At 63.0% G+C, this 23660-nt stretch carries 32 protein-coding genes; 18 read left to right on the top strand and 14 right to left on the bottom strand.

Annotation, left to right across the window (positions count from 1 at the left end; translation table 11 throughout):
- Window positions 1-7: 7 nt before the first annotated feature.
- The 14 genes from ACO550_RS27635 to ACO550_RS27570 form a co-directional block, all read right to left on the bottom strand.
- A complete protein-coding gene (locus ACO550_RS27635) occupies window positions 8-463 on the bottom strand; it encodes a hypothetical protein (protein WP_315596122.1) in 456 nt (151 codons plus the stop codon).
- On the bottom strand, window positions 463-597 hold the full coding sequence (locus tag ACO550_RS27630) for a hypothetical protein (protein ID WP_315596121.1): 135 nt from the start codon (window positions 595-597) through the stop codon (window positions 463-465). Before ACO550_RS27630 ends, ACO550_RS27635 begins: the two co-directional genes overlap by 1 nt.
- Window positions 597-800 carry a helix-turn-helix transcriptional regulator gene (locus tag ACO550_RS27625; RefSeq protein ID WP_222156874.1) on the bottom strand — a complete coding sequence of 68 codons (204 nt, stop codon included), beginning with the start codon at window positions 798-800 and terminating at the stop codon, window positions 597-599. Before ACO550_RS27625 ends, ACO550_RS27630 begins: the two co-directional genes overlap by 1 nt.
- Complete coding sequence (locus ACO550_RS27620; protein ID WP_315596120.1) at window positions 797-1468, bottom strand: 3'-5' exonuclease; 672 nt, start codon at window positions 1466-1468, stop codon at window positions 797-799. The genes ACO550_RS27625 and ACO550_RS27620 overlap by 4 nt, the downstream gene beginning before the upstream one ends.
- Window positions 1465-1647, bottom strand: coding sequence for a hypothetical protein (locus ACO550_RS27615; protein ID WP_315596151.1), 183 nt, complete (start codon window positions 1645-1647; stop codon window positions 1465-1467). The genes ACO550_RS27620 and ACO550_RS27615 overlap by 4 nt, the downstream gene beginning before the upstream one ends.
- Entirely contained in the window at window positions 1647-3389 is a 1743-nt protein-coding gene (locus ACO550_RS27610; protein ID WP_315596119.1) for an AAA family ATPase, read from the bottom strand. Before ACO550_RS27610 ends, ACO550_RS27615 begins: the two co-directional genes overlap by 1 nt.
- A 6-nt stretch (window positions 3390-3395) precedes the next feature.
- Window positions 3396-4253: a DNA translocase FtsK gene (locus tag ACO550_RS27605; protein ID WP_315596118.1), complete on the bottom strand. Its 858-nt coding sequence runs from the start codon at window positions 4251-4253 to the stop codon at window positions 3396-3398.
- Between the two features lie 148 nt (window positions 4254-4401).
- Window positions 4402-5622, bottom strand: coding sequence for a hypothetical protein (locus ACO550_RS27600; protein WP_315596117.1), 1221 nt, complete (start codon window positions 5620-5622; stop codon window positions 4402-4404).
- A gap of 9 nt (window positions 5623-5631) precedes the next feature.
- Window positions 5632-6435 (bottom strand): RecB family exonuclease, encoded by an 804-nt coding sequence (locus ACO550_RS27595; RefSeq protein ID WP_315596116.1) that lies wholly within the window; start codon window positions 6433-6435, stop codon window positions 5632-5634.
- Complete coding sequence (locus tag ACO550_RS27590; protein ID WP_315596115.1) at window positions 6432-6566, bottom strand: hypothetical protein; 135 nt, start codon at window positions 6564-6566, stop codon at window positions 6432-6434. The genes ACO550_RS27595 and ACO550_RS27590 overlap by 4 nt, the downstream gene beginning before the upstream one ends.
- 237 nt (window positions 6567-6803) lie before the next feature.
- A complete protein-coding gene (locus tag ACO550_RS27585; protein ID WP_315596114.1) occupies window positions 6804-7046 on the bottom strand; it encodes a hypothetical protein in 243 nt (80 codons plus the stop codon).
- An 11-nt stretch (window positions 7047-7057) separates the two neighbouring features.
- Window positions 7058-7345 carry a hypothetical protein gene (locus ACO550_RS27580; protein WP_315596113.1) on the bottom strand — a complete coding sequence of 96 codons (288 nt, stop codon included), beginning with the start codon at window positions 7343-7345 and terminating at the stop codon, window positions 7058-7060.
- A 182-nt stretch (window positions 7346-7527) separates the two neighbouring features.
- Entirely contained in the window at window positions 7528-8403 is an 876-nt protein-coding gene (locus ACO550_RS27575; RefSeq protein WP_315596112.1) for a DUF6414 family protein, read from the bottom strand.
- A 196-nt stretch (window positions 8404-8599) separates the two neighbouring features.
- Window positions 8600-9862, bottom strand: coding sequence for a S24 family peptidase (locus ACO550_RS27570; RefSeq protein WP_315596111.1), 1263 nt, complete (start codon window positions 9860-9862; stop codon window positions 8600-8602).
- Window positions 9863-9958: 96 nt separating this feature from the next.
- On the opposite strand from ACO550_RS27570, the gene ACO550_RS27565 reads away from it, so the two are divergent.
- The 18 genes from ACO550_RS27565 to ACO550_RS27480 all read left to right on the top strand — a co-directional run bounded on the left by ACO550_RS27565 (window position 9959) and on the right by ACO550_RS27480 (window position 23658).
- Window positions 9959-10222 carry a hypothetical protein gene (locus tag ACO550_RS27565; RefSeq protein WP_315596110.1) on the top strand — a complete coding sequence of 88 codons (264 nt, stop codon included), beginning with the start codon at window positions 9959-9961 and terminating at the stop codon, window positions 10220-10222.
- Window positions 10223-10482: 260 nt separating this feature from the next.
- Window positions 10483-10749, top strand: coding sequence for a CII family transcriptional regulator (locus ACO550_RS27560; RefSeq protein WP_315596109.1), 267 nt, complete (start codon window positions 10483-10485; stop codon window positions 10747-10749).
- On the top strand, window positions 10749-11783 hold the full coding sequence (locus tag ACO550_RS27555; protein WP_315596108.1) for a YdaU family protein: 1035 nt from the start codon (window positions 10749-10751) through the stop codon (window positions 11781-11783). Before ACO550_RS27560 ends, ACO550_RS27555 begins: the two co-directional genes overlap by 1 nt.
- A complete protein-coding gene (locus tag ACO550_RS27550) occupies window positions 11780-12253 on the top strand; it encodes a RusA family crossover junction endodeoxyribonuclease (protein ID WP_315596107.1) in 474 nt (157 codons plus the stop codon). Before ACO550_RS27555 ends, ACO550_RS27550 begins: the two co-directional genes overlap by 4 nt.
- A gap of 27 nt (window positions 12254-12280) precedes the next feature.
- Complete coding sequence (locus ACO550_RS27545; RefSeq protein ID WP_315596150.1) at window positions 12281-12886, top strand: DNA-binding protein; 606 nt, start codon at window positions 12281-12283, stop codon at window positions 12884-12886.
- 181 nt (window positions 12887-13067) lie between these two features.
- Complete coding sequence (locus ACO550_RS27540; RefSeq protein ID WP_315596106.1) at window positions 13068-13283, top strand: hypothetical protein; 216 nt, start codon at window positions 13068-13070, stop codon at window positions 13281-13283.
- 99 nt (window positions 13284-13382) lie between these two features.
- A complete protein-coding gene (locus ACO550_RS27535; RefSeq protein ID WP_315596105.1) occupies window positions 13383-14762 on the top strand; it encodes a ParB N-terminal domain-containing protein in 1380 nt (459 codons plus the stop codon).
- A gap of 5 nt (window positions 14763-14767) precedes the next feature.
- The gene (locus ACO550_RS27530) at window positions 14768-15178 is read left to right on the top strand and encodes a hypothetical protein (RefSeq protein ID WP_315596104.1); all 411 of its coding nucleotides are present in this window, start codon (window positions 14768-14770) and stop codon (window positions 15176-15178) included.
- Window positions 15129-16679: a phage terminase large subunit gene (gene terL, locus ACO550_RS27525; protein ID WP_315596103.1), complete on the top strand. Its 1551-nt coding sequence runs from the start codon at window positions 15129-15131 to the stop codon at window positions 16677-16679. The genes ACO550_RS27530 and terL overlap by 50 nt, the downstream gene beginning before the upstream one ends.
- A complete protein-coding gene (locus ACO550_RS27520) occupies window positions 16676-18244 on the top strand; it encodes an anti-CBASS protein Acb1 family protein (protein ID WP_315596102.1) in 1569 nt (522 codons plus the stop codon). The genes terL and ACO550_RS27520 overlap by 4 nt, the downstream gene beginning before the upstream one ends.
- Window positions 18195-18827 (top strand): phage head morphogenesis protein, encoded by a 633-nt coding sequence (locus ACO550_RS27515; protein ID WP_315596149.1) that lies wholly within the window; start codon window positions 18195-18197, stop codon window positions 18825-18827. The genes ACO550_RS27520 and ACO550_RS27515 overlap by 50 nt, the downstream gene beginning before the upstream one ends.
- 135 nt (window positions 18828-18962) lie before the next feature.
- Window positions 18963-20294, top strand: a complete 1332-nt coding sequence (locus ACO550_RS27510; protein ID WP_315596101.1) for a DUF2213 domain-containing protein — start codon at window positions 18963-18965, stop codon at window positions 20292-20294.
- Between the two features lie 12 nt (window positions 20295-20306).
- Window positions 20307-20801, top strand: coding sequence for a structural cement protein Gp24 (locus ACO550_RS27505; RefSeq protein ID WP_315596100.1), 495 nt, complete (start codon window positions 20307-20309; stop codon window positions 20799-20801).
- Between the two features lie 13 nt (window positions 20802-20814).
- Window positions 20815-21852, top strand: coding sequence for a DUF2184 domain-containing protein (locus tag ACO550_RS27500; protein WP_315596099.1), 1038 nt, complete (start codon window positions 20815-20817; stop codon window positions 21850-21852).
- Between the two features lie 11 nt (window positions 21853-21863).
- Window positions 21864-22295, top strand: coding sequence for an STY1053 family phage-associated protein (locus ACO550_RS27495; protein ID WP_315596098.1), 432 nt, complete (start codon window positions 21864-21866; stop codon window positions 22293-22295).
- A 40-nt stretch (window positions 22296-22335) separates the two neighbouring features.
- Complete coding sequence (locus ACO550_RS27490) at window positions 22336-22719, top strand: DUF4054 domain-containing protein (RefSeq protein WP_315596097.1); 384 nt, start codon at window positions 22336-22338, stop codon at window positions 22717-22719.
- Between the two features lie 27 nt (window positions 22720-22746).
- Window positions 22747-23283, top strand: coding sequence for a hypothetical protein (locus ACO550_RS27485; RefSeq protein ID WP_315596096.1), 537 nt, complete (start codon window positions 22747-22749; stop codon window positions 23281-23283).
- Window positions 23284-23286: 3 nt separating this feature from the next.
- On the top strand, window positions 23287-23658 hold the full coding sequence (locus ACO550_RS27480; protein ID WP_315596095.1) for a hypothetical protein: 372 nt from the start codon (window positions 23287-23289) through the stop codon (window positions 23656-23658).
- The last annotated feature ends 2 nt before the right edge of the window (window positions 23659-23660 follow it).

The raw sequence follows: 23660 nt of genomic DNA, 5'->3' as shown, positions 1-23660 counted from the left end.
CGGCGGATCATGCACGCACCTCGCCGGCGGCCGCACGGTCGAATCGCTCAATCTCCGCAAGGATGAGGGCGCCGACCTTGACCAGGTTATGCCGCGGAGCGCTGGGCTTCCATCCTTCCGGGGCCCACGGCCAGGTCAACGGGAGGCTGCCGCGCGTGGGCAGGAGGCCGTGGAGGGCATAGGTTGCGGCAGCCAAGGACAGCGCGCCGTCGGTGGCCTTGTCGTCATGTTTGGGTGTCCAGCCTTCCGCGCTGATCTGGCGGTGGCGCTCGGCGAGAACGTCGCGCGATGCTTCTGTCTCATGAATCGCGGTGTGGCGGGCGCAGTAAGCCAGTGCGGCATCCCATGCATCGCGCATTAGACGCTGCTCGAAGTCGTCAATGTCACCAGCTTGGCGCAGCACGCCTTGAAACACGCGTTCAGCTGCCGCCTTGTCGGTTTGGCTGTTCGTGGTGTCAGTCATCACAGCTCCCTGCTCTTAAATTTCTGTTCCATTTCGGCCATCCACTTCGCCTGGCGCCGCGCCGCATACACGCTCGCGGCGGTGTAGACGATCACGGCGACGACGCTGATGGCCAGTGCGAATTCGGATGACATCAGTGCTTCCCGCGCGTGGCTTCGATCTGATCGTCGACCCACTGTTGCACCTCTTCCTCGACCCAGCCGCTGGCGCGGCCGAGCTTGATAGGTGAGGGAAACGTTTGGTCCTTGATGCGGCCGTAGATGGCCGTCTTGCCCAGGCCGACGCGCTCGCAGACCTCGGGCAGCCGGATGATCCGGCGTTGAGGCTGGGTGTTCATTCCCGTTCTCCCTTGAGGGCTTTGACCAGGTACGGATCAACGTCCGGCTGGCGAAGCAGCCACGACTTGTAGTCCGGCGGCACCTCTGCAATGCGCATGCCCTTGTGCTTGCCGAAGGTCATGACGGTCGGGACGCGCGCGGCTTCGCTGGCTTCCCACACGTCTTCCCACGTCCAGGAATCAGTGAGGCCAAGCTTGTTCAGCACGTAGTCGAGGACAATGCGGCAGTTCAGCACATCGTTCTTGGCAGAATGGGCCCGCTGCAGCAGCTGGCGCGCACGATCGCGTTCGAACAGATAAAGCATCGCCGACTGGGTATGCGAGTCGATCTCGGGAAACAGGTGTCGGCACAGCGCCAGCGTGCAGATCCGCTTTACCGGCGGCTCGCCGATGACTTTCCAGTCATAGTCGACGTTGTGGCCGATCAGGTATTCCACATCGGCCGGAAGCTCGAATAGCGACGACGGCGGGCAGTCGACCAGTTCCTCGTCGAGGATGTGGTGGGTCGCCAGCGCGCCCAGCTCGATCCCCTTTCCGGGGTTGTACCGCTGCTCGAATTCCTCGGCGGTGGCCAAGGTGAACGGATCCCGCAGGCGCAGCCATGCGGCTTCGATGACGATGGGCTCGTTCGTGCCGGTGGTCTCGGTGTCGAAAATGATGGCATTCATGCGAAGTGCTTCCCGTGGAGTTCGTCGAGTTTTTCGACCTGGTCGCCGGTGAGCCTGGTTACCTCGCCGGCATGCATGCGCGAGGCCAGCGAACGGACGAATCCCTGTTCCCATTCGGTCAGGTCTTTCGTCCCCAGCAGGCCTTCCAGGCGCTGGATCATTTTGGTGGTGCTGACCATCACGCGGCCTCCCTTACGGTGCCGACCTCGTGGTCTTCGATCCAGAACGCCGTGATGCCGTCAGGTAGGCCAGCGGGCGGCGACTTGAGGCTCATGAACACCAGGGCAGTGTCGATCGCGCCATCAACGGCCAGATCGTCCAGCCACCAGAACAGGCGATCGCGCTCGGCGCCGATCAGCACGTCAGCGCGGTCCAGCACCAGCAGGCGAAGCCCAGTCAGATGGGTGATGGCTTCAGCGATCATTGCGTCGGCGCGCCACTTCTCGGACTCGGACAGCAGGGCATACGCACGGCCGGTTCCCGCTGTGATGGTCATGTCCGCCTCGATGCCTACGCGGAACCATTCGGTCATGTTGGCCGTGGCGGCGAGCCGGTCGTTGATTGGGTCCAGCGCTTCGGCCAGCAGCTCCGCGGGAATGCCACTCGGGCCAAGCGCGTCGGCCAGCGCGTCCCACGCCACCACGTCGGCGTGGTGCTGCGACGCCAGCTTCGTTTGCTCTGCCGCTTGTGCGACAGCCCTTTGGCCCGCGCGCACATCTTCCAGCTGCTTGCCAGTAGCAGCGATTGCTTCCTGCAGCTTGGTCAGCGCAGCCTCGATCGTCTTGCGCAGCTCGGCGTCATCGTCGCCGGCATCGGCGGCGGCATCCTTGCGTAGCAGGTCGAGCTGCGTCGCGGCGGCCTTCGCCGCGGCACGCTCGGCGGTGCGGCTCTTCAGCGCGTTCTCCAGCACCGTCAGGCTGCGTTCGTATTCGGGCAGGCGGCCAGCCGCCTCAGGGTCGGCTTGCGTCGGTTCGCGCAGGGCTAGCTGGCCAGCAAGGTACTGCAGCAGCACGCCGCACTCGGGGCAGGTGCAAGGCATGCCCGCTGCCTTGCCGCCGGCCGCCGCACGCAGGACTTCGACCTTGGGCAGGAATTCGTCGCGCTCGGCCTGCGCGCGGTCGACCGATTCCTGGGCCTTGGCGAGCCCGACTGCCTTGTCGGTCAGCTCGCGGATCTTCGTGTCGCGGGCGGCGCGCTGGCGCGCGGCGGCGTCCATCTCGCCGAGCTGGCGCTGCATGTCGCCGGCCTCGGTCGACGCCTCGGCGATGTCGGCCTGCAGCTCGGAGATCGTTGCATTGACGTCTTCCGGGGCTGGCGCGCCTGCAGGCACGTCGGCCTTCCAGTCGCCGGCCTTCACAGAACCGTACGTCAAGCCAGTGATGGCGCGCCACGCGCCCTTGGCAGCGGTGGCCTTGGTCTGGGCTTCCTTCGCCGCGGCGTCGAAACCGGCGCGCACCAGCGGCAGCACCGCCTCGATCTTCTTGGGGTTGCAGCCGCGTGCCACCAAGCGCTCGCGCACCAGGTCGGTACCGAGCTTGAGGCCCATCAGGTCAAACAGGAACGCGCGGCGCTCTTTCACCTCGAGGCGGGCGAAGCGCTGTGCGTCCAGCACGTACGGCAAGCGCGGATCGGTCTGCAGGCCGGCGGTCAGCTTGCCCGATGGCAGGGCGATACTGTTGGCCTGCGGGCCAGCGGATACGACGACCGTACCTGTTTCTGCGCCATCGTGCAGCAGCTGGCCGTATTCCTTCTTCAGGCTCACGCGCACGCTTTCGCCAGTCAGGGCCAGGCGGACGGCTTCCTGCAGGCTGGACTTTCCAGCGCCGTTCGGGCCGCAGATCAGCGACACCGGCGTGGCTGGGATGATGTCGGCCGCCCGAAGGCCGAGGAAGTTGCGGGCGTGGATGGCGGTGATCTGCATGGCTGCTTACCCTTCCTGTTCTTCAGTGCTCTTCAGGACCTTGCGCTGACCTGCTGCGTCAGCCGCGCTGATGACGCCCTTGGCTTCCAGGCGCTCAACCAGGCGGGCAGCGCGGTTGTAGCCGATACCGAACTGGCGCTGGATCTGGCTGATGGACACGCGCTGCTTCGCGATGACGAAGGTCTCGACGTCGGCGTACAGCGGATCCTCTTCCGGGTGCTCGTCGTGCCAATCCTTCCAGCCCTTCACCCACTCGATGCACAGCGGGCCGGCCACGACCGGGCAATCGCTTTCCGCCTTGCCTTCGGACGCGGCCTTGTAGCCTTCCTCGTAGGAGGCATCCAGCTCTTCCTTCAGTGGCTGGTGCTCGATCGCGGGGACTTCCTTGAATTCGGCATCGACTACGTTGTCGTCGGTAGGCGCACCGGCGTCAGGCATGCCGTCGCCATCGCCGTCGGTGTATTCGCGGCCCATCTCGAACGAGCGCTGGTCGGACTCTCCGCTCACCTCGTCCATGCCACTCGTGTACTGGCTGTCGCCACCGCTCAGCACGAGCAGCACGGCTTGACCCTGCGCCTCTGCCAATTCGTGCAGGGCAGACACCGACTTGCCGATCTTGATCAGCGCCTGGGCGCCGTCCTTGATGGTGATCTTGTCCAGATCGCCCTGGACCACAGTGCGGCCGTTGGCGGCGATCAGGTGCACGGCCATCTTCACCGACGCGTCGACGCGGTTGCGCAGGCGGTCGATGATGTCGTTTTGCTTCTTCTCGGACAGCTTCACCCACGTGTCCGGCATCATCTTCATTTCCAACACGAGGGCGGACAGCAGGTCCTTGCCGAGGGTGGTGGCGGTCATGTTCATCGTGGCTTTCATTTCGGGCGATTGGCTCATTTCGGTGTCCTGGTGTGCGTGTCTGCGTTCGGGCCGCGCCTCAGCATTCGGCGGCGCGGCACTGTTCTTCCTCCCGCGCTACAGCCGTCCGCGCGGGCAGTCCTCTCTCACAGGTGTTTCAGTCGGCGTTGATGGGTGCGCGCTGGCGGCGTGCGGTCTGCTGGGCAGGCGCGGCGTTCTCGGCTGGCTGCGTCAGATCGCGCATGCGTTGCGAGGCGAGCTGGTGCAACGTGGCCTGGTCCTTGTCGTCAGGCACTTGCTTGATCAGGCTTCTGGCGAAGTCGAGGTCTTCAGCGTTTTCCGCCTGCTGCAGCTCGTGCTTCACGTCCTTGAACGTGAGCGTCGGGCCATCGACAGTTGTCGGGGCACTTTGGTCGCCACCTGAAGGCGCTACGTTGTCTTGCTGAACTTCAACGGTAGCTTCGGCAGCCGCTGGGGTGGCTTTTGGTTCGACAACATCGGCAGCCGGTGCGCGGTCGCGCAGTTCGTCGATCGTGGTTCGACTAACCGTGTAGGAACCGTCGTCGTGAATGTCGATGACGTCGCGCTCTTCCTCAGAGGTGCGGCCCATGCCCATGACGATGTCCGGCGCATGGATGTTTCCGAAGAAGCTGCCGGCGCGGTACTGGAACATCAGCGCGCGCAGCTCGGTCTGCCATTTGGAGCCGGCCTTGCCATACCAGCCTTCTTCGACGGCCATCTTCATCGTGACCGGCGCGGACTCGATGACCGGCATGCCCAGGGACTTGTACAGATCCAGCAGACGATTCGGGTATTTGCGCAGCAGGTCTGGCGTCAGCTGCGGTTCTTGCACGCCCTTCGGCAGCGCCCATGCGATGCATTCGATGTCGTCGACTTCGACCGTACGCTCGGCGAAGATCGGCTTCCGGGCTTCCTTGTCCCAGCCGGTCTTTTCCTTGTACTTGGCCTCGATGCGGCCGCGGTTGACTGCCTGGAAGCGCAGGGGAGTGAACCGCCCCGACGCGTTGATCGCGGCGATCACGAACTTGCCGGACCAACGCAACTTGCCTTCGATCATGTCCGCGTTCTGCATCACCGCGGTGATCGACATGCGCACGGCGCGCGCGACCTCGATGGCCACCAGGCAATTGCCGATGGCGTTCGGATTCTCGATCCAGTTCTCCTCGTTGCCGGCCTTCTTCAGGTTGTACGAGCGGAACTGGGCCGGTACGGCGTCGCTGCTGGCGTACGCTTTCGCGATGCGGTTGGCGAGCGTGAAGCCGCGCTCTGTGAACATGTCGACGGCCTGGTCGGGCATCATAGACACGGCGGCGCCGGCGGTCTTGATGGCCTGCAGTTGTTGAGCGGGTGCGTTCATGGTGGGCTCTCAGTCGTGGAATTGGCAGCTGCCGTAGCGCGGGCAGTACTTGTCCGAGCACAGCAAGGACTTGGGGTTGGGGTAGAAGCGGCCGGACTTGAACATGTCGGCAGCGAACTCGATGAGGCCCGGCATGGACTCGGTGCCGAGCATCACGCGCTTTGCGTTCCTGACAGGCGCAGTGGCGATTTCGAGAGTGCCCTTTGTCTTCAGGCCGATGATCTCGGCGCTGTCCTCGACAGGCTGGCCCGTCGAGTGCTCGTACAGCAGTTCGTAGGTGCCGATCTGCGGGCCGTGGCCCTTGGTGACGGCCGCGCCCTTCTGAACTGCAGCGGAACCGCTCTTGAGGTCGGCAATACCGACGCCGATGGCCGTACGGCGAATCCGGGCGCGATCCATGGTTCCGGTGAGGCGCACCACGGTGCCGCCGCCGCAGTCGATATCGAGAGGCTTCGTTTCCATCTCGACGGCGACGAAGTCGTAGCGCGGCGACACTTCCAGGCAGTACTGCGTCAGCAGTGACAGGCCGATGCGCTCGGCATCCTTGACGGTGAGGTCGTCGCTGGCTGGGTTGTACTCGTTCTCCGGATCGTGGAGCTTGTCGACGAAGACGGCGCCGGCATCGTCAGCGCTCACGCCCGAGCCATCGAGGCGGCTCTGGTCGAATGCCGCAGTCCCGGCGTGAATGGCCGTGCCCAGCGCGGCGCGCAAGCCGACAACGTTACGCATGCCGAGTAGGTGAATGCCTTCCCAGCGGTATGCGCAGTCAAAAAGGGCGCCCCAGCTGGACGCGCGAACGGTGATGGTGCTCATTGCAATGACTCCAGGATGATGTCCAGCGCCACGCAGATGGCGTCGACGGGATTTGCGGCGATCACAGTGAGGGACAGGCCCGCGCCGTGGACGAAATACGACTTGCCCGGCACGATCGGTGCGGCGCTCATGTGGAACTCCGGGATGCGGTTGGTCGCTGGCTCGGCTCTGCGCTGGCCAACTGGTAGACGAAGAACACGGCGGCCATGGCGAGCGTGGTGCCGACCCAGAGGGCCAGTAGCTCGGCCACAGCGCGGCGGGCAGACGGGCGGCGCGTCATTGCCACACCCGGCTGATGAGGGTGGCGGTCAGCACCACCAGCGGCGGTGCAATGCAGATGAGCAGCGCGGTCAGGAAGAAATCGCGGTTCACGATTGCACTCCCGTGGTCTTGCCTATGACGGCCTCGCGCTCGTGGAAACGGGTCATGCCGTCACCGTCGACGCCATCGCGGGCATTAGCCGTGCCCCAGTCGAACTTTTGGTCGAGGGTCATCAGATTCAGCGCGTTCTTGATGATCTGGTGCGCGTGGCGCAGCTCGCGCAGCAGTTCGGCGTTCTTGTTCTCCGCTGCAGCTTGTCGAATGCACGCCTGTTGGGTGGTCATGGACATGGCGCGCCCCCTCAGTCCAGACCGAAGCAACGAACCATCACCACGTACTCGTCGCCTTCCCAATAGCGGTAGGCGATGGCCGGCGAGCGGTAGATGTCGAGCGAATTCTTCTTGTCGAGTGCGGCCTCGTAGACCGAATCCTCGTTGGCGCCGCGGAACTCGAAATGGTCGCGGTTGTGGATCCGGGTCACCGTCTCGCGCACCAGGGTGCGGACTGCGACCACCTGACCGCCGGAAGCGCGTTGGTGCGCTTCGTGGGCGTGTCGGTATGCAGCGGCGGTGGGAAGGGCGGTTGGCATCTCTGTCTCCAGCGAACCGCTGTGAACGTCAGCGGCGTGAAGACATATTACTTAATCGGTAATAGCAAGGCAAACCAAAAAGGTAACAGTTGCGATTGAATGTTTTTACCGAAGTGGTAATAGCAATAGATAAAATAAAAGCCCGCGAAGGAGCGGGCCTTTTATGAGGGGCAATCGCTGAACTATTCCGGTAGCGGATTTATAGCGCGGAAGATCAAAACTGGCGTCACGGCATAGGCCGTGGAGGAGCGACCCATTAGGTCGCGCATTTGCCCAATGATCTCGGCGGCGGCGGCCATCAATTGGGACTGCTGGGGCGGTGGCGTGGTCGCGTGCTCGACTTGTTCATCGGGCAGCGCATCCACGGCCGCCAGGACGTGCCAGGTTTCCCGAACGAAAGATCCGTGGGCAAGTGCTAGTGCAGAACTACTAATTAAAAGATGTTCCTGCTTGAGGCACGCCCAAACTTGGTTCCCGTCGATGTCCACCAGTGTCATCTGTGGGTACGGGGGCATCACACGAAGAAGGTCGCCTATGTTCTTCAGTTGGGACCGTACCTCGACGATCTGATGCTTATTCTTGTGGGTGACCTTTTCCTGGCTAGTGAGATGGGTGATTGCAGGATCCCAAATGTCCTGCATGAACTTGATGTCGATTAGTTGTGGTGCTCCAGATACCAGAACTAATGATCCAACTTGGGCCGCCCGGAGATCGCGTTGGATATAGCCTTGCTCCTGCAAAACATCCAGCACATCAACAGGAAGGGCCCAACTGTTGTCAAAGGTCTGCTCGTGAGACCGTGATGCGTTTTCATTGCTACTCATCTTGCCTTGGGCACCGCCTTTCACGCCACTTTTGGCGAAGACAGCGCTGACTTGACCAGTAACATCCGCACTACCTCCGATCTCTAAGCCGCTGTTCGCGCCCGATACGGAAGTTTTCTTACTGGAATGCGGAATGCCATCAGGAAAAGTCTGGGCAAGCCAAGATTTCAGACGCTCGTGGTCTGTATAGAGGAAGTCAAAGATGGAACCGTTTTTTTGTGGCTCTTCCACCATTTTTCATATCCCTTTCGATTTGCTCTTTCTGTTTTTGCAGGGATTGGTGCGACTGGACCACAGCTTCCTCAAGATTCCGGAAAGCACGACGCACACCCTCAAGAGACGCGTCGTCCTTGAGCAAGGTGTCCACGAAGGTATTCGGCTTTCGGTTCATGAAGGTCATTGTAGCAGCCGCTTCCAATGCGCATAAAAATCAATCTGGGTGCCAGGCAGATCGCTTCACAATGCCGGCCACGAAGTGCAGCCGCTCGATCTGATCCTGCGAAATTCGCACCATACCGTGCCGCTCATTCACGGACGAAAGATGCACGATGCCGTCGCGGACATAGGCCAGCTCCTTGACCATAACGCGGCCGTCCTGCGATTTGACCAGGACTTCGTCACCGTTTTGGATCTGGGCGTTGGGCTCGACCACCACGAACTCGTTGTGCTTCACGCGGGGCCGCATCGATTCGCCGTTGCACCGCAGCGCGTAGGCGTCCGGATCCTTGGTGGGGAAGAAAACGTAGCCGTCGCCGTGCCCCACGGGGTATTCGACGTCCACGAAGTGACCGTTGTCGCCCAACTGCGCCATGCCTCTCACTGGAATCTTGCGAAACGAATTCTGGGGAATAGGGAAGACGTCGAAAGCCAGGCTGGGCTCGTCCAGCTCAGGCTCAACCGAGCCAGCCAGCTTTGGCTCACCGTGGCCGTTGATCAACCACTTCGGACTGTAGCCATACGCTTCCTGCAGCTTGACTGCGTGGTGGAGGCCAATCTTTGGAGCTTCTGGCTCGAGCCAGGCCCGGACCACCGGCGGCTCTACTGCCAGCAGTTGCGCCAGCTCCCGCACATCCAGGTGTTGTTCCGCCATCACCATGGCAATGCGGTCGGACGGCCGGGCGCCGGATTCTGCGCCGCGAGGCAGAGCAGGAATGGCATCAGCGATGTGGCTTGCCGCAAGACGGATTTCGTCAGCGAGGCGTGGGCTGAACGAATCCACCGTGACGCCCAGCCCTTTGGCAAAGGCACTGGCTGCCTTGATGTTCAGCGCGCGGCGAGCGTTCAGGTATTGCCAGACCATGCCTTGAGTACCGACCTCAAACCGGCGGCCAAACTCTTCCTGGGAAAACTGGGCCTTCGAATCGAAGAGTTCTTTCAGGCGGCTTGCATCCTCGATCTGCCACTTTTCAAGTGTCCCTAGCGTGGCCGCAGTACTGGCCGGCGCCACTGATACCGGCATCGGCGGGGCCAAGGGGGCGGTGTCGGAATCCATCCAATAGGTTGGGTAACCAAAGGTTTCCTCGATCTTTCGAGCTGTCTTGTCTCCAATGTCCTTCCCGCCGCTCAGGTAGCGGTTCACAAGGGATGCCGTCGAATAGCCGAGCGCGTCCGCGGCGCGAGACTGATTTCCCTCGCACTTCTCCTGTATCGCAATTGCCAGCTTTTCGCGGCGGATTTCCTTGACTGACTTCATGCGCGTGATTGAACCCTGATTGACCAGAAAGGTAAATAAGCTGTTTTGGTAACAGCTTGCCTTGAGCTATGACCAAAAAGGTCATAGAATCGGCGCATGAACTCGACTCCTTGCGCCAAAGACTTCAAGTCGTTCTACCGATCCCTTCCGGTCGAGCGACGTGAAGCGTTCGCTGTGGCGGCGAACACGACCACCGTCTACATCGAGACGCATCTCGTCTACGCGAGAAAGATTCCGCGCCGGGCGAGCATGGACGCCTTATGGAATGCCTGCGTGGATTTCGGGGCGACGTTCACGCGAGAGGATCTGCTTGCGTTTTTCTTCGCCGGGCAGAGGGCCGACAAGGCCAAAGCCGAGTAATTGCTGCGCGGTGCGTCCGCGCTTTGTTGAACGGGCCCATGGCGGTCCGACCGGGGGTATGACCATGCTGCGTCGCGCGCAGTCGCTTTCTGTTGTTCCGCGCTGGGGCTTTGGCCCGCGTGGATCTCGACGCCGTGCCGCTCGGCACCAGGTAGTAGCACCCGTTTCCCATTTCATTCTGGCCGGCCGCCGTGGCGCCCGGCTTCGTTGTTTCGTTGGGGTCAATCCTATGGAATCGATCGAGCACATTGGAGCATCGCATGCCTAGCTTGGAATCGATGGTTTTGAATCGCGTTGCTCCGCTCACCCAGAAAAAGGTGGCCGAGCGCATCGGCGTCGATGCGACGAACTTCTCACGCTTTCTGAATAACAGCGGGCACCGCCTCAGCTTCGCCGAGTTCTGCACGTTGTTTGAAGTACTCGAGCTGGATGTGGTCGCGCCCGGCGACGACAGCATGGTCTGCCTACCACGCGACGAATACCAGGCGCTGCGCACGCTGGCCCGGAAGGGATTAGAGGTGGCGTGATGGCCAGAGTGAAGGAAAAGCGGGCCGACGTCTGGATGCCACTCTACATCTCAGACTACCTGGCCGACACGTCGCACCTGAGTGCGGCAGAACATGGGGCCTATCTGCTGATGCTAATGCACGCCTGGGTCAATCAGGGTCGTCTGCCGGTAGACGATGAACGTTTGCGACGCATTGCGCGGATGGATAGCAAAGACTGGCGCGACTCGGGTGCTGAGCTGCGCGGCTTTTTCTACGAGCAGGACAGCGCGCTGCGCCATCACCGCGTAGACGCAGAACTTGAGCGAGCCAACGCTAACATCAGCCAACGATCGAAGGCCGGGAAGGCATCGGCCGAGGCACGGCGCATCAAACGAGACTCCGAACAAAACGGCAACGGATGTTCAACGGACGTTGGAACGAATGTTGAACGGATGAACCAACGGGGCGCCGAACGAGACGGCAAACCTTCACCTCCACCTTCACCTAACACCATACCTACTTCAAGCGGCGTAGGTACTTCACACGGGGTAGGGGCTGTGGATAACCCCGCGCCGCCGCCGCTTTCCGCTGACGCGATCGGCGAACAGCTGGTGCTGCTCGAAGCCGAGCGGGGCAAGACGCTCAGCCTGTCCTCGCGTGCGCGCGAGGCGTTGCTCCGGATTGCCGAACGTTGCATCGACGTGCCGGTGTTGCTCCGGGCTCATGCCCTCGCGTGCGCGCGAAGGGTTGCCGACGGGGACACGTCGCCGGTTAACCCGGGCTTCCTCGGGATGTTCATCGACGATGCCTTGGCCGACCGGCAGGGCGGGGCACCCCCGGGGGCCGACTGGGATGCCACGCCGGAAGGCGTCCAGGCGAAGGCCGACGCGCTGGGCGTCGAGCGCGATCCCGACGAGCACGCGATCGTGTTCCGGATGCGTGTCATCGCCGCATCCGGCGACCATGGGCTGATCGAGCGTGAGGTGAGCAAAGCCGAGCGGATGAACCCGGGCGAGTTCGAGCGCGTGTACCGGATCATGTACGGCGTTTTGCCGGGGCAGGTGGTCGCATGACGACGAAATCGCTGTTCGACGAATCCCGCCCGCTGCGCCGGGTCATTTTCTCGGTTCCTGGCCAGCCAGTGCCCAAGGGCCGCCCGATCATCGGCATGGGCTTCCACGGTCGTCCGACTGCTCGCACACCGGCAAAGACGCTGGTCTTCGAGAATCTGGTCAAGCTCGCTGCGCAGCAGGCGATGGCAGGCCAGCCACCCATCGAGGGGCCCGTCGAGCTGTGGCTCGACATCAACCTGCAGATCCCGGTCAGCTGGTCCAAGAAGCGCCAGCGCGACGCCGCGGCAGGTCTCGTGGCCGCAACGAAGAAGCCCGACGCCGACAACGTGCTGAAGGCCGTCAAGGACGGCATGAACGGCATTGTCTGGCTCGACGACGCACAGGCAGTGGAATACCGCATCAGCAAGCGCTACAGCACGTCGCCATGCGTGCAGGTCAGCGTGGAACAGTTGCCGCTACAGGCGGCGTGAGGAATGAATGTGACCGGGGAAACGATGATGGAAGAACGCCTTTTCGACAGCTCGCACGCGGCGCTGGTGTTCGCGTTCAACTACTCGGGCCAGCAGTACCAGGCATCGGCCATGAACAAGGCCATGACGCCGGCCATCGGCTCGGGGAAGGGGCTCGTCGGTGTCGACGGCGCCGCGCAGGCCGGCATGATCCGCAGCGAGCTCGGCATGCTGCCCGAGCTGCACCAGGCGGTGCTAACAGCGCGCACCGCGCCGCGCGACATCCCGTGCGACTGCGGCCGCCCGTGCTGCGCCGCGCGCAAGCCGAACCCGGAATGGAATGCCGCCATCGTCTGGCTGACCGACCGGGCCATGCAGCAGCTGTCTGGCTCGTTCTCGCACTACCGCGTACGGCGGTCGATCCTGGAGAAGATCTTCGGCGTTCGTGTGGACCTGCAGCAGATCGCAGAGGACTGCGGCGCGCACCGCAACACGGTCAGCGCCCAGAACGCCAAGCTGAAGCTATGGATCGAAGGGGATCGGAAGAAGGGCCTGATGGCCGCGCCTGGGGTTGAGTCCGTGGCCTGGCTGGCTATCGACGGCCGGCTCATGGCGGCAGGCATGGTGGCCCTCGAAGAGCAGGCTGAAGCGTAGGCTGTTTTACGAGATTTTCTTGACATTGTGCATTTCGTGCACAAAAATGCCCCTCATTCGATACACCTACGAATTACGTCCAGAGCCCGCGCAAGCGGGCTTTTTGCGTTTTTGGCGAAAGATTTGTTAGGCAGTTTTCGAATCGGTAGCATGGGCGCTTCATCAATGACTGGAGCGCAAATTGAGCTCGTTCGAAACACTGCTGGCAAAGCATTCCGTAGGTTCGACTTTTGGCGTCAATCCCGAGGCGCTGCAGCTCTCTGCTGAAGCCTTTGATGCACAGGCTAAGGCCTGGGAAGCCGGAAAAGACCCGCGCGTCAAAGTGTTCCGGGTCCATCGTGAGTCATCCACTGGATCTCGGCACATCGACATCGTCATGCTCAAACGCGTCGAGTAAGACGCGGCAATCGTTGTCTCCTCCACCGCCTCCGTGGTGGTTTGCCCGGCCACCCGTTCCGGGCTTTTTCTTTCCCGTCCCGCCGAATTTTTACCGCGTATGAAAAAGGCCGAACAGCTCACAATCCGCTACCGCGCGGCTGCCGAGCTGGTCCGCTATGACCGCAATGCACGGACGCACAGCGCAGGCCAGATCGAGCAGATCAAGGCTTCGCTGCGCAAGTTCGGCTGGACTAACCCTGCGCTGGTCGCTGGCGACGAGCTGCTGGCAGGCCACGGCCGACTGGAGGCGGCCACGCAGATGTGGGCGTCCGGCGAGACCATTGCCAACTGCCCTGTGCCTGGCGAAGTGCCCACAGTCGATCTGTCGCACCTGTCGGCGGACGAACGGCGCGCATACATCCTTGCGGACAACAAGCTGGCCGAGAACGCCGGCTGGGATGTCGACCTGTTGACGGCCGAGCTGGTGGACTTGCGCGATGCTGAGTTTGACCTGACGGTAATCGGCTTCACGCCTGACGAACTTGGCGATCTGCTTGACGCGCCGGCACCGGCGCCGGGCACCGCGCGCAGGTCGCTGGCCGAACAGTTCATGGTGCCGCCCTTCAGCACGCTCAATGCGCGCGACGCGACGTGGCAGGAACGGAAGGCGGCATGGCTGGGCTTGGGCATCCAGTCCGAGCTGGGGCGCGAGGCGCCGGCCTACGCGTCTGCGTCGGACCACCAGAAGGCCGAGCACGGCGCAGCGCCGCAACACCGCACCAGCATCTTTGACCCGGTGCTGTGCGAGCTGGCCTATCGGTGGTTCTGCCCGGCCGACGGCCTGGTACTGGACCCGTTTGCCGGCGGCAGCGTGCGCGGTATTGTCGCGGCGCGCCTCGGGCGCCCGTACGTGGGCATGGAACTGCGTGCCGAGCAGGTCGAGGCGAACCGTGGTCAGCTGCACCTGGTGCAGACGGAAGACCCGGCGCCGGCATGGCATGTGGGCGACAGCCGGCAGATCGCGAGGCGCCTGGCCGATGTCGAGCCCGACTTCCTGTTCTCGTGCCCGCCATACGCGGACCTTGAACGGTATTCGGATGATCCGGCGGATCTATCCACGATGGACTATTCGGCCTTCATGGAGGCCTACCGCGAGGTGATTGTCGGCGCCGTCAGCCTGCTGAAGCGCGACCGGTTCGCCTGCTTCGTGGTTGGCGACGTACGCGAGAAGCGCGGCACCGGGCCGTATCGCAACTTCGTGTCAGATACGATCGATGCATTCATCGATGCCGGCATGCGGCTGTACAACGAGGCCATCCTGCTGACCGCGCTGGGCAGCGCCCCGATCCGCGCGGGCAAGCAGTTCGCGGCGAGCCGGAAGCTGGGCAAGGTGCATCAGAACGTGCTGGTGTTCGTGAAGGGCGATTGGAAGCGCGCCGTGGCGGCGTGCGGTGATGTGGTGCTGGCGGACGATCTGTTCCCCGAACCTGACGAGTGATACCCATGGCGGGACGCAAACCATTTACGCCCACCGAGGCAGACCGGAAGCTGGTCAGCTCGCTGGCAGGGTTCGGCGCCCCGCACGAGTACATCGCCAGTCAGGTGGTTAATCCGCAGACGGACAAGCCGCTGACGGCGAAGACCCTGCGCGTTCATTTCCGTGTCGAACTGGATACTGGCAAGGACAAGGCGAATGCGTTAGTAGCTCAGGCGCTGTTCAAGCACGCCATGGGCACGGGCAAGGGGGCCGTGCCTGCATGCATCTTCTGGCTGAAAACTCAGGCCGGATGGAAGGAGCCGGCCACAGGGATTGAGCTGACAGGCAAGGACGGCGGGCCGGTCGAGCAACGAACCACCGTCGTCGATGAAAAACAGGTCGCAGCCGCTGTCGCGAAACTCGAAGACGAGTATTGACCCGTCCGTCGAGCGCGCCGTCCTGAAGGCGAAGTGCGAGCGCGATCACCTGTTTTTCAGCCGGTACTTCTTCAAGCATCGGCAGGGCATCAAGTTCCGTGTCAACTGGCACCACGTGCTGATCGCCGACACGGTGCAGCGTGTCATCGATGGCGACCTGAAGAACGTCGTCATCAACGTGCCGCCGGGCTCGTCGAAAACCGAGCTGGTGGCGATCAACCTGATCGCACGGGGCCTCGCAGTGAACCCGCGTGCGCGGTTCCTGCACATCTCGTACTCGGATGACCTGGCGCTGCTGAACAGCGAGACGGCGCGCGAGATCGTCCAGTCGGACGAGTTCCAGGCGCTGTGGCCGCTGTCCATCGCGCCGGACGCCAAGTCGAAGAAGCGCTGGAACGTCATTGCCGACGGCAAGAAGGCCGGCGGTGTGTACGCGGTGTCGTTGGGTGGCCAGATCACCGGCTTCCGTGCAGGGCACATGGCCGAGGGGTGGCAGGGCGCCATCATCATCGATGACCCGCTGAAGGTCGAGGACGCTTACAGCAAGCCGAACCGCGACAAGGCGAACCGCAAGCTGCTGTCCACGGTGAAGAGCCGAAAGGCCAACCCGGACACGCCGATCATCGTGATCATGCAGCGGCTGGCCGAGGAAGACCCAACGGGCTTCATCAAGGCCGGCAAGGTGCCGGGCGACTGGGAGTTCATCGAGATCCCGGCGCTGATCACTGACGAGTATGTGGAGGCCCTGCCCGAGCGCATCCGCGCGATGGTGGAGCTGGGCGAGAAGGACGAAGACGGTCGGTTCAGTTACTGGCCGTACAAGGAACCTTTGGCGGAACAGCTGGCGCTGGAGAAGGCCGACCGCTACGTCCACAGTGGGCAGTACATGCAGCGCCCGAGCCCGCTGGGCGGCGGCATCATCCGCAGCGCCAACTTCGGCCGGTACACGGTGGCGCCCGAGCTGCACAAGCGGATCATCTATGCCGACACGGCACAGAAGACCGCCGAGCGGAACGATTACAGCGTGCTGCAATGTTGGGGTCATGGGAAGAACGGCCGCATCTACCTGCTGGACCAGATTCGAGGGAAGTGGCCGGCGCCTGAGCTGCGGCAGAAGGCCATCGACTTCTGGAACAAGCACCTGCCGTACGAATTTCACTTCGGCGCGCCACTCGTGAAGATGCGCGTCGAAGACAAAGCCAGCGGCACCGGCCTGATTCAGGACATCCAGGCATCCGGAAGCATCCCGGTCGAGGGGATTGAACGTGATCGCGACAAGCTGACGCGGGTGATGGACGTGGTCAGCTACATCGATAGCGGCCTTGTGAACATACCTGCGGAAGCGCCATGGGTGAGCGATTTCACGCAGGAATGCGACGCCTTCACGCCTGACGACACGCACGCACACGATGACCAGATCGACCCGATGGTGGATGCGATCAATGACATGCTGGCCGGCGGCCGGTCGATGGACATCTGGACCAAACTCGGACAGCAATGAACCGTAATCAACGCAAAGCGCAACATCGGGCGCACAAGGCCAATGTGGCCGCGTCCGCGAACGCCAAGCGCTGGATCAGCGGCGACAGCTTCCAGAACTTCGAGGCGCGCGTCGGCCTGGGCACGAACAACCAGGCATCGCAGTACAGCTACGGCTTCGACTTCATCAGCCGGAATCGCATCCAGATGGAAGCGATGTACCGGTCGTCGTGGGTGGTTGGCCAGGCTGTCGACGTGGTGGCCGAGGACATGACCCGCGCCGGCATTGAGATCGGTTCAGATCTTTCGCCTGACGACAAGGACAAGCTGAACGCAGCGATCGAGGACATGGCGCTGTGGGACCGCGTCTGCGACACGATCAAGTGGGCGCGGTTGTACGGCGGTGCGATGGCAGTCATGCTGATCGACGGCCAGAACCCGTCCACGCCGCTGCGCCCGGAGTCGGTGAGCCAGGATCAGTTCAAGGGCCTGCTGGTGCTGGACCGCTGGATGGTGCAGCCAACGCTGGAAGATCTGGTCACTGAGATGGGCCCAGATATGGGCATGCCGAAGTACTACGACGTGGTGGCAGACAGCATGGCGCTCTCGCGCCAGCGCATCCACTACAGCCGGGTGCTACGGATTGACGGCGTCGACCTGCCGTACTGGCAGAAGATCGCCGAAAACCTGTGGGGTCAGTCGGTCATCGAGCGGCTGATTGATCGGCTCGTCGCATTCGACAGCACGACCATCGGCGCCGCGCAGCTCGTCTACAAGGCGCATTTGCGCACGCTGAAGGTAGAAAAGCTGCGCGAGATCATCGCCATGGGCGGCCCGGCGCTTGAGGCGCTGATCAAGAACGTTGACATGATCCGGCGGTTTCAGTCGAACGAGGGGATGACGCTTGTCGATGCTGCCGACGATATGCAGACCGACACATACCAGTTCTCTGGGCTGGACAGCGTCCTGATGCAGTTCGGCCAGCAGTTGTCCGGTGCGCTGCAAATTCCCCTGGTGCGTCTGTTCGGGCAGTCGCCGGCGGGCCTGAACTCGTCGGGCGAGTCGGATCTGCGCACGTACTACGACAACGTCAATCAGCAGCAGGAGAGGCGTCTGCGCCGGCCTGTGACACGGCTGATGGACGTTCTTGGGCGATCCGTGCTCGGCAGAGCGCTTCCCGAGGGCTTCGCCTACAGCTTCAGATCGCTGTGGCAGCTCTCCGATACCGAGAAGGCGACCAACGCCAAGACGACAACGGACGCCGTGGTGGCGGCCTATGACGCCGACCTGATCGACAAGCCGACGGCGATGAAGGAACTGCGCCAGTCGAGCCACGTTACCGGGGTGTACACCAGCATCACGGACGAGGATATCGAGGCAGCTGAGAACGAGCCGCCGCCGGTGCCGGAAATGGAACTGCCTGATGTTGATGACCCGAACAACGGACCGGAAGCGCCGCCGCAATCCGGTAAGGACCAGCGGACCGGAAAGGGTGTATCGGACGCAGCTCCGACAGGTCGCGCACCAGGTGGGCGTGTTGGTAAATGGCTTTCCGCATGGCGATCCCGGCGTTCTGCCGACGATTGAACAGTTGCTGCAGCGGTACGCCGAGGCGCTGACGCCGTGGGCCGAGCGCGCCGCGGCCGAGATGCTGACCGAGGTGAACCGGCGGGATGAAGCTGCTTGGATGCAGCAGGCTGCCGATTTGTCCCGGGCGCTGCGTCAGGAGATTCGAACGGCACCGACTGGCGCCACCATCCAGGCCCTGATGGCCGAGCAGGTCACGCTGATCAAGTCGATCCCACTGGATGCCGCCAAGCGCGTACACAAGCTGACCATCGAGGGCATCGAGGACAGCACCAGGGCGTCAGAGATCTCGAAGGCCATTCAGGAATCGGGCGACGTGTCCAAGAGCCGCGCCGACCTGATTGCCCGAACAGAGGTTGCGCGCACGGCGTCGACGTTGACCGAGGCGCGCGCGCTGCACGTCGGCTCGCCCGGGTACTTCTGGCGGACGTCTGGCGACGGCGACGTGCGCGAGTCGCACCGTGAAATGGAAGGCAAGTTCGTGGCGTGGGATGACCCGCCCACGCTCGACGGGATGAAAGGCCATGCCGGCCAGTTTCCGAACTGCCGCTGCTACCCAGAGCCAGTCCTATCCGACGACTGATTCTCATGACTTCTCACGAATTTTGAGAACTTCCCATGTCCTCGAACCTCTTTATCTCCCTCGCGCTGATCGCTTTTCCAACCATTGCTGCCGGCCTTGTCATGGCCGCCTGCGAGATATTGCTGGACCGTTGACATGCGTTTCTACACCGTACAAAAGCTCGGCCCTAAGAGATCGCTGACGCCCGAGGGCTTCCTGCTGTGCGAAGAAGTGCCCGTCGCGCGGACCGGCGAGATGCTCTACGGCGCCGGCGAGGTGCCGGTCGAGCCTGGCCCGGACGGAATCATCCGGATCAGCCGGACGCCCGAAGAGGTGTTCCGCGACGCCACTATGGCCAGCTGCATGGGCAAAGACGTGACGCTGCACCACCCCGACGACTTCGTGCAGCCGTCCAACTACGCCACGCTCACCCAGGGCGTGATGCTGAACCCGCGCCGCGGCACCGGCCTGGCCGATGACCTGCTGGTCGCCGACCTACTGATCAAGCACCCGCTGGCCATCAAGGCGGTGCAGGAGGAGGCCATCGAGGAGGTCAGCCTCGGCTATGAGGCCGACTACGAACAGGTATCACCCGGCCGCGGGGTACAGCGGAACATCGTTGTCAACCACGTAGCCCTGGAGAAGCAAGGCCGTTGCGGCCCGCGCTGCGCCATCGGCGATAAGGAACCCGAAGAGATGAAGACCACCGACAGCAAGACGAAGGTCAAGCGCACCTGGCTCGATCGCGTGCGCACCGCCTTCAAGGCGCAGGATGCAGAGGCGCTCGAAGAGGCCCTCGAAGAGTCCACCACCACGGACGCCGACGAGGACGACGAAGACGAGGGCAAGAAGGGCGGCAAGACCGGTGATGCGCAGACCCTGCTGCTCACCAAGCTCCTGAAGCGCATGGAAGCCCAGGACGCTGCCATCGCCGCGCTCGGCAAGCGGCGCGTCAAGGACTCGGACGGCAAAAAGGAGACCGAGGACGAAGACGACGAAGCCGAAGACGACGCCAAGGGCAAGAAGACCGGTGACGAAGGCGACCTCACCGAGCCTGTCACCGCCGGCAAGCTGAACCAGGCCGAGATCGACATGTACACCGGCGACGCTGCGGTCAGCATCCCGTCGCGCGCTGAGATCCTCGCGCCTGGTACCAAGTTGCCGACGTTCGACGCCAAGACCACCACCAAGGACCGTGCTGCAGCTCTCTGCAAGTGCCAGCGCAAGGCCCTCGACACTGCCTACCAGACCGAGGCCGGCAAGACTGCGATCGCCCCGTTCATCGGCGGCATGGCGGCGGACTTCGAGAAGATGCCGGTGGGCCTGGTGCACGCCGCCTTCATGGGCGCAAGCGAGCTGATGAAGCTCCAGAATAACGGCCGCGCGCACGACGCCGCGGCGAAGACCAAAGATTTCGGCAAGCCGCGCACGGTCGCCGACATCAATGCCGCCAACCGCAAGTACTGGGCCGATCGGTCCGCCTCGTAAGGAGTCCCTCACATGGGCAACGCAATCCTGTATCGCATGGCCTCGGGTATTCCTGGGGACATCTCGCGCCAGTCGCAGGCGACCGTCGAATCGATCGCGCTGAACTCGGCATCGCCTTTTGCAGGCTACGGCCTGTTCGGCAAGATCGTGAGCGGTAAGTTCGTACCGCTCGGTGCTGGTGATGCCGCGACGGCGGCATATGGCCTGCTGGTCCGTCCGTATCCCACCACCGGCGGCGCCGCTTCGGACCCGCTCGGCACGTCGACTCCGCCTACCAGCGGCATCGGCGACGTCATGCGCCGCGGCTACATGACCGTCAAGAACAATGCCGGTACGCCGGCGCTGAACGGCCAGGTGTATGTCCGCGTGGCTGCTGCCGCTGCCGGCAAGCCCATCGGCGGCATCGAGGCTGCGGCAGACAGCACCAATACGATCGCCATCGCTGGCGCCATCTTCACGAACGCCGGCGATGCCAATGGCAACGTCGAGATCGCCTACAACATCTAAGGGGTCACCCAGAATGAGCAAAATCATCCTTCCGCGCATGGCTGCGGCGGCTGCGATCGCCATGGTCAATGCCCCGGCCGTCATCCGCGCCCGCACGCGCGACAACATGCTGACGTTCGACAGCCGCACGATCGACAGCACTGGGGCATTCCTGATCGGTGAGCTGGAACGCCTGGACCAGACGTTGCACGGTCCGCTCGCGTCGGTCACTTGGTCCCGTGACATCGACCTGCGTGAAGACGTGTCGATCGCCGACGAGACCTCGTCGTTCACCAACTCCAGCTTCGCTGCGGCTGGCGGCGCTTCGCCCAACGGCAAGTCGTGGATTGGCAAGGACGCATCGGCCATCCAGGGCATCGCGCTGGACATCGGCAAAACGGCCAGCCCGCTGACGCTCTGGGGTATGCAGATCGGCTGGACCATCCCCGAGCTGGAGAGCGCCCAGAAACTTGGGCGCCCGGTGGACCAGCAGAAGTACACTGGCATGCAGTTGAAGCACAACATGGACGTCGACGAACAGGTCTACGTTGGCGACACTGTGCTGGGCGTCACCGGCCTCGTGAACAGCTCAGTGGTCACCAACTTGTCGAACGCCGTGACGGGCAACTGGGCCACGGCCACGGCGGACCAGATTCTGGACGACGTGAACGAACTGTTGACGAGCGTGTGGACGGCTTCTGCCTTCGCATATTGCCCGTCTGAGCTGCGCCTGCCGCCTGCAAAGTTCAGCAAGATCGTGCAGATGAAGGTCAGCTCGGCGGGCAACATCAGCGTGCTGGAGTATCTGAAGCAAAACTCGATCTCCAACTCGATCAACGGCCGGCCGCTGAACATCCAGCCGCTGAAGTGGCTGTACCAGCGCGGCACGGCCAACGCGGATCGCATGATGGCGTACACCAAGGAACAGGACAAAGTCCGCTTCCCCCTGGTGCCGCTTCAGCGCACGCCGCTCGAGTATCGCGACATCCGCCAGCTCACCACGTACTTCGGCCGCCTCGGTGTGGTCGAAGTGGTGTACCCCGAGCTGATCGGCTACCGCGACGGGATCTAAGGGAGGAAAGCATGCCAAAGATCTACGTCAAGAAGGCCTTCACGCTGCACCACAAGGACGAGAAGCACGAGTTCCCGGTAGGCAACCACACGGTGCCGACCGATGTGGCCGAGCACTGGTACACGAAGGCCCATACCGGCGAAGAGCCGGCGGCCAGCCCCGAAACGGACGCTGAGCTGGAAAAGGAGCGCGCGGCCTTGAAGTCTGCGGGCGAGTTCCTGGAAGTGAAGGCCAAAGAGCTGAAGGAGCTTCAGGACGCAATGGACGTGCGCGCAGGCACGCTCGCCGACCGCGAGAAGGCGGCCGACCAACGTGAAGCCGAGCTGAATACTCGCGCCGAAGCGCTGGACGAGCGTGAAGCTGCGCTGGCCCAGCGCGAGCAGGCGTTGGCCATTGCCGAAAAGGCTGTGGCTGACGCTGCTGCGAAGACCGGCAAGAAGTAACGGGGTATGATGCCTCGCGAGGGGCATCAGCCAACCACTTATGACGCCAGAACAGTTCAGATCCGACTTTCCGGAGTTCGCTGACGAGACGAAGTACTCGGACGCGTCCATTGCATTTCAGCTGACCATTGCGACGTCATTGGTGAACCCCTGCCGATGGGGAGTACTGACCGATCAGGGTATTGAGCTCTGCGCGGCGCACTTCCTCGTTCTTGCTCGACGGGACGAGGCAACTGCCGATGTCGGTGGCACACCGGGCCAGGTCACTGGCCCGCTTTCTTCCAAGGCAGTCGACAAGGTCAGCGCTAGCTACGACACGGGCGCGGCGACCATTGACGACGCCGGTATGTGGAACCTGACAACCTACGGTGTTCGGTTCCTCACTCTCGCCAGAATGATGGGCGCAGGCGGCATGCAACTGTAGCCGCGCTAGCCCATCGGGAGCATCCCCATGGGTTTCATCAAGACGGACCGCCTGAAGGACGTCCTGCAGTCGATCAATGGCCTGGTCGACAAGCAGGTGCTAGTCGGCATTCCCGACAGCACCGCCGGGCGCAAGGACGAGGGCGCCCCACTCAGTAACGCGGAAATCGGGTACATCCAGGAGAACGGGGCGCCGGAGATCAATCTCCCGGCGCGGCCGTTCCTTGCCCCTGGCGTGGCCGCCGCCCAGCCGAAGACCTTGCCTCAGTTGCAGAAGGGCGTGGAAGCCGCTCTTGACGGCGACATCGATGGCGCGCAGCGGCGTATGGCCATGGCCGGTCAGGTTGCGCAGTCATCTGTCCGCGCTCGCATCAACAGCGGCATTGGCCCCGCACTGAGTGAGGCGACGCTACGCAAGCGCGCGCGGCGCGGCCGGAAAGGTGCGAAGGAAGAACTGGCGGCACGTGCCGCTGGCCAGCAGCCCAGCACCGAACTGGCCAAGCCGCTGATCGACACCGGCCAGCTACGCAACGCGGTCACCTACGTGATTCGCAAACGGAAATAACCCATGGCACAACTCGACGTCGTCGACGTGCTGCTCGATCCGGATTTCATGGACACCGGCCTGGTGTGCAAGCGGATGGCGCAGACGGTCGACGCGCACGGCCGCGCGCAGAACACGGCTACAGCCACGCAGTTCGCCGCGATGGTCACCAGCGACAAGGGCGACATCCTGCAGCGCGGATCCGACGGCAGCCTGATCACCGGCTCGATCACGCTGCACACGCCGTTCCGGCTTGCGGATGGCAGTCCCGGCCAGGATGCCGACGAAGTGATCTGGCAGGGCCGGATCTATACCGTGGTCAGCGTCAACGACTACAGCCATTTCGGGCGCGGTTTTGTGGCCGCCACCTGCGATCTGAAACCGCTTTCGGGGTAATC

This window comes from Cupriavidus sp. (assembly GCF_057315035.1).
The sequence above is the reverse complement of the archived record's forward strand: the minus strand, read 5'-3'. Positions and strand labels throughout refer to the sequence as shown.

Coding starts and splice junctions, on each gene's coding strand:
- ACO550_RS27595 (WP_315596116.1), bottom strand. CDS start 6,435: ATGAGCACCATCACCGTTCGCGCGTCCAGCTGGGGCGCCCTTTTTGAC.
- ACO550_RS27560 (WP_315596109.1), top strand. CDS start 10,483: ATGCCTAGCTTGGAATCGATGGTTTTGAATCGCGTTGCTCCGCTCACC.
- ACO550_RS27630 (WP_315596121.1), bottom strand. CDS start 597: ATGTCATCCGAATTCGCACTGGCCATCAGCGTCGTCGCCGTGATCGTC.
- ACO550_RS27605 (WP_315596118.1), bottom strand. CDS start 4,253: ATGAACATGACCGCCACCACCCTCGGCAAGGACCTGCTGTCCGCCCTC.
- ACO550_RS27585 (WP_315596114.1), bottom strand. CDS start 7,046: ATGTCCATGACCACCCAACAGGCGTGCATTCGACAAGCTGCAGCGGAG.
- ACO550_RS27635 (WP_315596122.1), bottom strand. CDS start 463: ATGACTGACACCACGAACAGCCAAACCGACAAGGCGGCAGCTGAACGC.
- ACO550_RS27580 (WP_315596113.1), bottom strand. CDS start 7,345: ATGCCAACCGCCCTTCCCACCGCCGCTGCATACCGACACGCCCACGAA.
- ACO550_RS27480 (WP_315596095.1), top strand. CDS start 23,287: ATGGCACAACTCGACGTCGTCGACGTGCTGCTCGATCCGGATTTCATG.
- terL (WP_315596103.1), top strand. CDS start 15,129: ATGAAAAACAGGTCGCAGCCGCTGTCGCGAAACTCGAAGACGAGTATT.
- ACO550_RS27570 (WP_315596111.1), bottom strand. CDS start 9,862: ATGAAGTCAGTCAAGGAAATCCGCCGCGAAAAGCTGGCAATTGCGATA.
- ACO550_RS27510 (WP_315596101.1), top strand. CDS start 18,963: ATGCGTTTCTACACCGTACAAAAGCTCGGCCCTAAGAGATCGCTGACG.
- ACO550_RS27495 (WP_315596098.1), top strand. CDS start 21,864: ATGCCAAAGATCTACGTCAAGAAGGCCTTCACGCTGCACCACAAGGAC.
- ACO550_RS27550 (WP_315596107.1), top strand. CDS start 11,780: ATGACGACGAAATCGCTGTTCGACGAATCCCGCCCGCTGCGCCGGGTC.
- ACO550_RS27625 (WP_222156874.1), bottom strand. CDS start 800: ATGAACACCCAGCCTCAACGCCGGATCATCCGGCTGCCCGAGGTCTGC.
- ACO550_RS27565 (WP_315596110.1), top strand. CDS start 9,959: ATGAACTCGACTCCTTGCGCCAAAGACTTCAAGTCGTTCTACCGATCC.
- ACO550_RS27610 (WP_315596119.1), bottom strand. CDS start 3,389: ATGCAGATCACCGCCATCCACGCCCGCAACTTCCTCGGCCTTCGGGCG.
- ACO550_RS27615 (WP_315596151.1), bottom strand. CDS start 1,647: ATGGTCAGCACCACCAAAATGATCCAGCGCCTGGAAGGCCTGCTGGGG.
- ACO550_RS27555 (WP_315596108.1), top strand. CDS start 10,749: ATGGCCAGAGTGAAGGAAAAGCGGGCCGACGTCTGGATGCCACTCTAC.
- ACO550_RS27505 (WP_315596100.1), top strand. CDS start 20,307: ATGGGCAACGCAATCCTGTATCGCATGGCCTCGGGTATTCCTGGGGAC.
- ACO550_RS27575 (WP_315596112.1), bottom strand. CDS start 8,403: ATGGTGGAAGAGCCACAAAAAAACGGTTCCATCTTTGACTTCCTCTAT.
- ACO550_RS27535 (WP_315596105.1), top strand. CDS start 13,383: ATGAAAAAGGCCGAACAGCTCACAATCCGCTACCGCGCGGCTGCCGAG.
- ACO550_RS27620 (WP_315596120.1), bottom strand. CDS start 1,468: ATGAATGCCATCATTTTCGACACCGAGACCACCGGCACGAACGAGCCC.
- ACO550_RS27590 (WP_315596115.1), bottom strand. CDS start 6,566: ATGAGCGCCGCACCGATCGTGCCGGGCAAGTCGTATTTCGTCCACGGC.
- ACO550_RS27520 (WP_315596102.1), top strand. CDS start 16,676: ATGAACCGTAATCAACGCAAAGCGCAACATCGGGCGCACAAGGCCAAT.
- ACO550_RS27600 (WP_315596117.1), bottom strand. CDS start 5,622: ATGAACGCACCCGCTCAACAACTGCAGGCCATCAAGACCGCCGGCGCC.
- ACO550_RS27490 (WP_315596097.1), top strand. CDS start 22,336: ATGACGCCAGAACAGTTCAGATCCGACTTTCCGGAGTTCGCTGACGAG.
- ACO550_RS27485 (WP_315596096.1), top strand. CDS start 22,747: ATGGGTTTCATCAAGACGGACCGCCTGAAGGACGTCCTGCAGTCGATC.
- ACO550_RS27500 (WP_315596099.1), top strand. CDS start 20,815: ATGAGCAAAATCATCCTTCCGCGCATGGCTGCGGCGGCTGCGATCGCC.
- ACO550_RS27545 (WP_315596150.1), top strand. CDS start 12,281: ATGGAAGAACGCCTTTTCGACAGCTCGCACGCGGCGCTGGTGTTCGCG.
- ACO550_RS27530 (WP_315596104.1), top strand. CDS start 14,768: ATGGCGGGACGCAAACCATTTACGCCCACCGAGGCAGACCGGAAGCTG.